6 protein-coding genes, 1 pseudogene and 1 riboswitch are annotated in these 8139 nt (G+C 68.8%); of the genes and pseudogenes, 4 read left to right on the plus strand and 3 right to left on the minus strand.

Annotated elements, in window-relative coordinates:
• Positions 1–987, plus strand: a 987-nt coding sequence (locus I73_RS07255) for a PDZ domain-containing protein (protein ID WP_022980003.1), incomplete at its 5' end; no start/stop codon positions are given.
• Positions 988–1000: 13 nt separating this feature from the next.
• Here I73_RS07255 and I73_RS26585 read toward each other — a convergent pair.
• Both I73_RS26585 and I73_RS07265 read right to left on the minus strand, forming a co-directional pair.
• A complete protein-coding gene (locus I73_RS26585; RefSeq protein ID WP_234409442.1) occupies positions 1001–1303 on the minus strand; it encodes a cytochrome c in 303 nt (100 codons plus the stop codon).
• A gap of 214 nt (positions 1304–1517) precedes the next feature.
• Entirely contained in the window at positions 1518–3176 is a 1659-nt protein-coding gene (locus I73_RS07265) for a PQQ-binding-like beta-propeller repeat protein (RefSeq protein WP_022980005.1), read from the minus strand.
• A 326-nt stretch (positions 3177–3502) separates the two neighbouring features.
• Here I73_RS07265 and I73_RS07270 point away from each other — a divergent pair, with 326 nt between their 5' ends.
• Positions 3503–4606 (plus strand): porin, encoded by a 1104-nt coding sequence (locus I73_RS07270; RefSeq protein ID WP_022980006.1) that lies wholly within the window; start codon positions 3503–3505, stop codon positions 4604–4606.
• An 88-nt stretch (positions 4607–4694) separates the two neighbouring features.
• Here the strand turns inward: I73_RS07270 and I73_RS26590 are convergent, their stop codons facing one another.
• A complete protein-coding gene (locus tag I73_RS26590; protein ID WP_234409443.1) occupies positions 4695–6494 on the minus strand; it encodes a sigma-54-dependent Fis family transcriptional regulator in 1800 nt (599 codons plus the stop codon).
• A gap of 357 nt (positions 6495–6851) precedes the next feature.
• Between I73_RS26590 and I73_RS33115 the strand changes: the two genes are divergently transcribed.
• Positions 6852–7013, plus strand: a complete 162-nt coding sequence (locus I73_RS33115; protein WP_022980008.1) for a PDZ domain-containing protein — start codon at positions 6852–6854, stop codon at positions 7011–7013.
• A gap of 28 nt (positions 7014–7041) precedes the next feature.
• A riboswitch (TPP riboswitch) is annotated at positions 7042–7143 on the plus strand.
• Between the two features lie 109 nt (positions 7144–7252).
• Positions 7253–8116 (plus strand): annotated as a pseudogene (locus tag I73_RS26595) (phosphomethylpyrimidine synthase ThiC); the annotation flags it as partial.
• Positions 8117–8139: the final 23 nt, after the last annotated feature.

The raw sequence follows: 8139 nt of genomic DNA on the forward strand, positions 1-8139 counted from the left end.
GGGTCCGACCCGGTGACCGACATTGCCGTGGTGCGCATCGCCGCCAAGGATCTGCCCACGGTGGGCCTGGGCAATTCGGACGCCGCCGAGGTGGGTGACCGGGTGCTGGCCATCGGCGCGCCCTACGGCCTGGAACAGACGGCCACCCAGGGCATCGTCAGCGCCAAGGGCCGCTCGCTGCCCGACGACACCGTGGTGCCCTTCATCCAGACCGACGCCGCGGTGAACCCCGGCAACTCCGGCGGCCCGCTGTTCGACGGCAGCGGCGCGGTGATCGGCATCAACGCCCAGATCTACACCCAGAGCGGCGGCTTCCAGGGCCTGTCCTTCGCCATCCCGATCAACATCGCGATGAAGGTCAAGGACCAGATCGTCGCCACCGGCCATGTGCAGCACGGCCGTCTGGGCGTGATGATCCAGCCGGTCAACCAGGCCCTGGCCGATTCCTTCGGCATGGCCAAGCCCGAGGGCGCGCTGGTCTCCAAGGTGGAGAAGGGCAGCGCCGCTGCCGAAGCCGGCATCAAGCCGGGCGACGTGATCACCCAGGTCAACGGCAAGCCGGTGACCGACGCGGGCTCGCTGTCCAGCCAGATCGGCCTGGCCGCCCCGGGCGAGAAGGTGACGCTGACCCTCTGGCGTGACCACGGCAGCAAGACCATCGAGGCCAAGCTGGGCAAGGCGCAGGACGAGAACGCCTCGGCCGGCGACACGGCGGCCGACGGGCCGCAGCTGGGCCTGGCCCTGCGCAACCTCAGCCGCGACGAGAAGCGCCAGGCCGGCGTGGAGAGCGGCCTGCTGGTGGACGACGCCGAGGGCGCGGCCGCGCGGGCCGGCATCGAGCAGGGCGACATCGTGCTGGCCATCAACGGCAAGCCGGTCAAGAGCCTGGACGACATCCGCGCCGTGCTCAAGACCCACCCCAAACAGGTGGCCCTGCTGATCAAGCGCGACGACGAGACCCTGTTCGTGCCGGTGCCTCTGGGTTGAGTTCTCCTGACGCCTACTGGGGCCGCGGCTGCCGCCCCAGCGCCTGGATATAGGCCACCAGCTCCCAGATCTCTTCCTGTGAGAACGCCTTGCCCCACGGCGGCATCACGTCGGTGCCGCGGCGGCCTTCGCTGATGGTCTTGAAGGCAGTCTCGGGTGTCAGGTCGGTGCGGCCCTTGAACGGCGGGGTTTTGCCCCCCTCGCCCTCGCGGCCATGGCAGTAGGCCGCGCAGGTCGAGCCGAAGCGCGCCTTGCCGGAGGCGATGCGCGCCGGGTCGAGCAGGTCGAACGGCGGCGCCGGGGCCGAGGCGGCCACCGCTGGGGGGGGATCGGAAGGCAGCGTCACATGCGCCTGCGCTTGCGTCCACGATGCCACCCCCAAGGCCACGACCGGCCACTGCAGGCATTTCCTCATCACGTCACATCCTCGTTCATCGACAACAACTGAAAAGGGGAGGAAAGCCCCACGGCCTTCCTCCCAAGGGCGACGACGGCGGTGAACCGTCCCTCTGAACAAACGTCGCGCTGGCTCAATCCAGCGAGAACACGATCAGCGCCGACCCGCCGGGCAGGTCGCGGATCTGCGGGAACGCGCCGGTCAGGAAGCCCGGTGCGTGGGAGCCCAGCCCGGTCGGGATGGCGATGTACTGCTTGCCATTGACGGCGTAGCTCACGGGGCCGCCGCGCGCGCCCGAACCGGCGTTGAAGCGCCACAGCTCCTTGCCGTTGTCGGCATCGAAGGCGTACAGGACGCCATGCATGTCGCCCGTGAAGACCAGGCCGCCACCGGTGGCCAGCACGGCGCTGAGCGGCGGCATGTCGAAGCGCACCTTCCACGCCTGCTTGCCGGTCAGCGGGTCAAACGCCCCCAGCCAGCCATCGGCCTTCTTGCCCGGCGGATCGGTGAGCTGGATATCCGACAGGCCCAGCGCCAGCCCGCCGATGCCGGGCACCGGCCCCTGCTTGGCGCTGGCGACGATGTTGCACACCTCCATGCCTTGCGAGTACCAGAGCCGCGTCTTCGGGCTGTACGCGCCCGCATTCCAGCTGCGCGCGCCCAGCAGGTTGGGACAGTGCAGCTTCTCCTTCCCGGTCTCGGGGTACATGGGCTCGATCGGCAGGCCCGTCTTCACGTCCACGCCCTTGGCCCAGTTCATGTTCTCGGTGTACTGCCAGGCGTTCTTCATCGCCCCGCTGTCCTTGTCCATCACGTAGACAAAGCCGTTCTTGTTCAGGTGGACCAGCGAGGTGCCCCCCTTGCCGTCTGGCACCAGCAGCGCCTCGTAGGCCGCGTCGAAGTCCCAGGTGTCTTGCGGCACCTCCTGGCGGTACCACTTCACCTTGCCGGTCTTCGGGTCGAGCGCCAGCAGCGTCGCGGTGTAGAGGTTGTCGCCCTCGCGACCGTCGTGGTTGAAGTCCGGCGAGGCGTTGCTGGTGCCGATGTAGATCGTGTCGGTGGTCGGGTCATAGGTTCCTGGCAGCCAGGCCGAGCCACCGCCACGGGTGCGGCTGTCGCCGGGCCAGCTCTTCGGGTCATCGCGCGGCACCTCGAAGGTCCAGGTGCGCTGGCCGGTGTCGGCATTCACGGCGAAGATCTTGCCGATGATGGGCTGGTCGCCACCGGTGGTGCCGCCGAACAGCGTGTCGCCGGCCAGTTGCGGCGGCGACGAGAACAGCGCGCCGTAGTCCTTGCGCTGGTCGCTGAGCTGGGTGGACCATAGCTGCTTGCCCGTCTTCTGGTCCAACGCGACGAAGCGGCCGTCCAGCGTGCCCACGAACACCTTGCCACGCCCGACGGTCACGCCGCGGCTGGCGGATTGATAGAACACCTCCTTGACGATCGGATCGAGCTTGGCGGTCCAGCGCCACAGCACCTTGCCGGTGGCGGCGTCGAGCGCGAACACGTTGTTGTCCGCGGCGATCGTGTACATCACGCCATCGATGACGATCGGCGTGGCCTGCAGACCGTGCGTCACGGCGCCGGGCTGGTGAATCCACGCCACCTTCAGCTTCTGGATGTTGCCCCGGTTAATCTGGTCCAGCGGGCTGTAGCGCCAAGCGTTGTAGCTGCGGTGGTATTGCGGCCAGTTGTTCGGATCGTCGATCCCTGGGTTGGCCGCGCCCGCCGTGGACGCGACGAACGTGGTGAGCATGGCGAGCAGCCCCAGCCGGCTCGTGAACTTCTGCATGGATGTCTCCTGGTATGTGGATCGCGCGGATCGGTGCCGCACGGCCTGGATCCGCAGCTTCCATGCCAACGGCCAGAGGACATGGGAGGCCAGCAAACGTCCTGGAACACGGCCCCAACCCACCCTTGCATTGAGCATCTGTCGCAGATCGACTGTCGCTGCTCGCGACACCTGTCGCAGCGCAGACAGGGCCTTCACACGAGGAGCGACACGCTGCGACACCACCCCGTCGCCGCCCGATGGCAGTGGCATGGAGGCTGCAGAAGGGCTCGGGCTCACGGTCCATCCGGGCCGGGGCGCAGAACCCAACCCATAAGGAGACATCCATGAAGAACCTTCACCGCTCACTGCTGGCCATGGCCGCCATCGCCGCCTTCACTGCCCCGGCCCTGGCCGATTCGCAGGTGCAACTCTTCGGCATCGTCGACGCAGGCATCCTGAGCCAGTCGAAGTCGCGCACCGGCGGCAGTCAGACCCGTGTCGAGACCAGCGGCCTGCGCCAGAGTGTCTGGGGCCTGAAGGGCAGCGAAGACCTGGGGGGCGGTCTGAAGGCCTTCTTCAACCTCGAGTCGCACTTCGACATGGACACCGGCGCACTGCACGGCAGCGGCGACACCGCCGGCTCGGGCACCATCATCTTCCGCAGGCAGGCCAACCTCGGCCTGTCGGGCGACTGGGGTTCGGTGACGATCGGGCGCCAGTACGGCCCGGCGCTGTTGGCGCACCTCGGCACCGAACCGCGGGCCTTCAAGGAGCAGTTCTCCAATCTCTACGCCTGGGCCTACAACCAGCTCGAGCCGCTGGCGGGCAGCACGGCGGTGAACACCAACAACGACGTCGGGATCTTCTTCAAGAACGCGATCCAGTACCGCAACACGCTCGGCCCGGTGACCTTCGGCGTGCTGTATTCGCTGGGCGAGCAGGCCGGCAATACCTCGAAGAACACCGCCTATGCGGTCGGCGCCGCGTACAACGGGCCGGTGGTGCTGTCGGCCTCGTACCAGGCGATGAAGGACCTCACCACCGGTAACCGCAACATCGAGCACGCGGGCCTGGGCGGCGCGGTGCCGTTCGGCGCCTTCACGTTCAAGATCAACTGGCTGCAGGGCAAGAACAGCAACTCCGACGGCCTGCCCACCTCCAAGGTCGATGCGTACAGCGGCGGTGTCGACTGGCAGTGGAGCCAGGCCAACACGGCCACGCTGGCCTACTACGACAACAAGGACAAGCGCAACAGCGAGGACCACACGCGCAACCTCGTGCTGAGCAACGACCACGCGCTGTCCAAGCGCACCACGCTGTACGCGCAGGCCGCCTTCGTCGACGCCAAATCGCTGGCCAGCCTGAAGACCAGCATCGTCGCCGACGGCAGCTTCGCGCCCGGCAAGAAGACGACGTTCCTGAACGTGGGCATCAACCACACGTTCTGACGCCCTGACCAATCGGGCCCACCGCGCGCCGACGACGTGCTGCCGTGGTGACCACGAGACCCGCCGCAGCGCCGGCGGGCATCGGCGCTCACAGCAGATGCGGCGGCGTGATGTCGTGGCGCTTCATCTGCCGGTACACCGTGGCGCGGCAGATGCCCAGCGCCTGCGCGGCGGCCGTGACGTTCCACTTGTGCTGCTTCAGGGCCGACAGCAGCCGCGCGCCGCCAAGCTCGTGGCCGACGTCGCCCGACGGCACTGCAGGCCGTTCAAGCGCCAGCCGCGCCGGGCCGGCCTGCGCGCCGCGCAGCACCTGCACCGGCAGGTCGTCCACCTCGATCAGACCGTCACGGCTCATCGCCACGGCATAGCGCATCGCATTGCGCAGTTCGCGCACGTTGCCTGGCCAGTCGTGGCGCATCAGCGCCTGCAGCGCAGGCCCCGACAGGGTCACCTCGCGGCCGAGGCGTTCCGCCTCTTCGGCGCAAAGCCGCTCGATCAGGTAGCCGCGGTCATCGCGCACGCGCAGTGGCGGCAGCTGCAGCACGGCGCCGGAGAGGCGGTAGTACAGGTCTTCGCGGAAACTGCCATCGAGCACGCGGTCGCTCAGGTCGCGGTGCGTGGCTGCCATGACGTTGAGCTGCACCGGCACCGGCCGCTCGGCCCCGATCGGCAGCACCTCCTGCTCAGAGAGCACGCGCAGCAAGCGCGTTTGCAGGTGCAAGGGCATGTCGCCAATCTCGTCGAGGAACAGCGTGCCGCCGTCGGCCTGCAGGATCAGCCCCTTCGCACCCTTGGCCCGGCCACCAGTGAAGCTGCCGGCGGTGTAGCCGAACAACTCGCTCTCAATCAGCGATTCGGGGATGGACGCGCAGTTGACGGCGACGAACGGCTTGTCACGCCGCCGGCTGTGCGCGTGCAGCGCGCGCGCCAGCACTTCCTTGCCTGATCCGGTCTCACCGAGCACCAGCAAGCTCACCCCGTGATCCACCAGCCTCTTGCTGCGGTCGATGAGCTCGCGAATCTGCGCATCGCCGCCGCCGATGGCATCCAGCGCGGTCGCGGCCGGCGCAGTGCCCTCCGGCCGGGCCACCACATCGATCGACAGCAGCGGCCGCGCAGCCGCCTGCGGCCGCAGGCGCGGTGCGATCACCGCCGGGTAGTAGTGCTCCTGCAACTGCGTCCACAGCCCCGACATCTCCTTGACCGCGCCGCCCCGGGCCAGGGCCCGCAGACTGTCGATCCCGAGTCCGACCACCTCGTCCAGCGTGCGGCCGACCAGCTCAATCCCCGAGGTGCAGCTGCCGGTGCCACCGCCGAAGCGGCGCCGCGCGCCAGTGTTCGCGCCAACAATGCTGCCGTCCTCGTCGAAGGCGAACATCACCTCACCCGACACCTCCACCAGCCCGCAGGACTTGCCCAGCCGCAGCACCCCGTGACGGCCGAAGGTGCGCAGGAAGTTGGCGTCCTCGATCATCTGCGCGTACATCGAGGTGAGGTGAAACACCAGGTGTTGGCTCTCGCGCTCCTCGGGCGAATGCAGTGCCGACACGTCCAGCACACCGAGCAGTTGGCCATCTGGCGCGAACAGCGGCGACGAGGTGCAGGTCAGCGCGATGTGGGTGGCGTCGAAGTGTTCTGTCTGGTGGCAGGTGATCGGCACTTGCTCGATCAGGCAGGTCCCCACGCCGCAAGTGCCGGCATGCGCCTCATTCCAGTCGGCACCCAGGTACAGGCCGGCTGCCTTGAGCTGCTGTTCCGAAGCCGGGTTGCCGATGTAGTCGACCGCGATGCCGTCGGCATCGGTGAGCAGCAGCATGTAGCCCAGATCGGCAACGCGGCGGTACATCTCCTCCATCCCGGCGCGGGCCACGCGCAGGAAGCTCTCCATGCGCTGCTGGTGCTCGCGCAGTTGGCCCGAGGGCAGGATGCGCGCCGGCGTCGGCCGCGCCGGGTCCAGGCCGTGCTGCCTCATGCAGCGAGTCCATGAGTCGTAGAACAGGTTGCCTTTTCCCCTCCGAACGGCGCGGCTGCAGCCCGACCGAAATCAAGTTTTCGATGTGGCTGGACAGGGCATTGCGCATCGCGTCTCTTTGTTGGGTGCGCTTGGTTCCATCCGTGCGGCTGGGCCCCCGGCGATCACGGGCCCGCCGGGATTCGTGCCCTGCGTACTAACCCGTTGAAAACCCGGACCATTCCCGATTTCCGGCGCGCTGCCGAATGGCTTTCCGAAGCTGTTTCAGACCCGGTGCGCCATCGCGTTGACCGGCCGATCGTGCTGGCCATCAACGGCAAGCCGGTCAAGGGCCTGGACGACATCCGCGCCGTGCTCAAGACCCACCCCAAGCAGGTGGCCCTGCTGATCAAGCGCGACGACGAGACCCTGTTCGTGCCGGTGCCTCTGGGTTGAAGCGGGACCGGCGCTGCGCGCTACACTGCATCCCGCTCCGGGGTGCGCGCGCAGCGCTGAGAGGGTGACCCACCCAACCCGAGAACTTGATCCGGTTCGTACCGGCGGAAGAAGAGCGCTAGACCCACCCTGAGGGCGTGGTCCGTGGCTCGGGCGCGAGCCCGGCCGTGGCCCCGCCCGCATCAGCCGGGGCGGGGCGGTCTCCGGAGCAGTCCATCTGTTCCTTTCAGGAGACCGCCATGAACGCGCCCGAGAAGCCCCCCTTCGCCTCCCTGCTGGCCCAGGCCTGCGCGCCCTTTCCCGCCTCGCGCAAGGTGCATGTGCCCGGCACGCGGCACCCCGGCGTGGCCGTGCCCCTGCGCGAGATCGCGCTGAGCAACGGCGAGCGCGTCACCGTCTACGACACCTCCGGCCCCTACACCGCACCGGGCTTCACGGCCGATGTGCGCACCGGCCTGCCCGCGCTGCGCGCGCCCTGGCTGGACGCCCGCGGCGACACCGAACCCTACGCCGGCCGGGCCCCGCAGGCGGTGGACGACGGCGACCGCCGGGACACCCCGGACGCCGAACGCCTGCAGGCCCTGCGCCAGCAGGCCGCCGGCCTGCAGCGCACCCCGCGCCGCGCCCGCGCCGGCCAGTGCGTGACCCAGATGCACTACGCCCGCCGCGGCATCGTCACACCGGAAATGGAGTTCGTCGCCCTGCGCGAGATGGGCCGGCGCGAGTGGATGCAGGCCTACGGCGGCGACGCCGAGCGCGAGGCCCGGCTGCGCGGCGACGCCCGCGGCGCCCGCATCCCGGAGCTGATCACCCCCGAGTGGGTGCGCGACGAGGTGGCCGCCGGCCGGGCCGTCATCCCGGCCAACATCAACCACCCCGAGCTGGAGCCCATGGCCATCGGCCGCAACTTCCGGGTCAAGGTCAACGCCAACATCGGCAACTCGGCCGTCAGCTCCGGCATCGAAGAGGAGGTGGAAAAGCTGGTCTGGTCCACCCGCTGGGGCGCCGACACGGTGATGGACCTCTCCACCGGCCGCCACATCCACACCACCCGCGACTGGATCCTGCGCAATGCGCCGGTGCCCATCGGCACGGTGACTCTAGAGGTCCCCGGGACCGGCTGAAT

This window comes from Ideonella sp. B508-1, assembly GCF_000333615.1.
Classification (GTDB): domain Bacteria; phylum Pseudomonadota; class Gammaproteobacteria; order Burkholderiales; family Burkholderiaceae_C; genus Ideonella.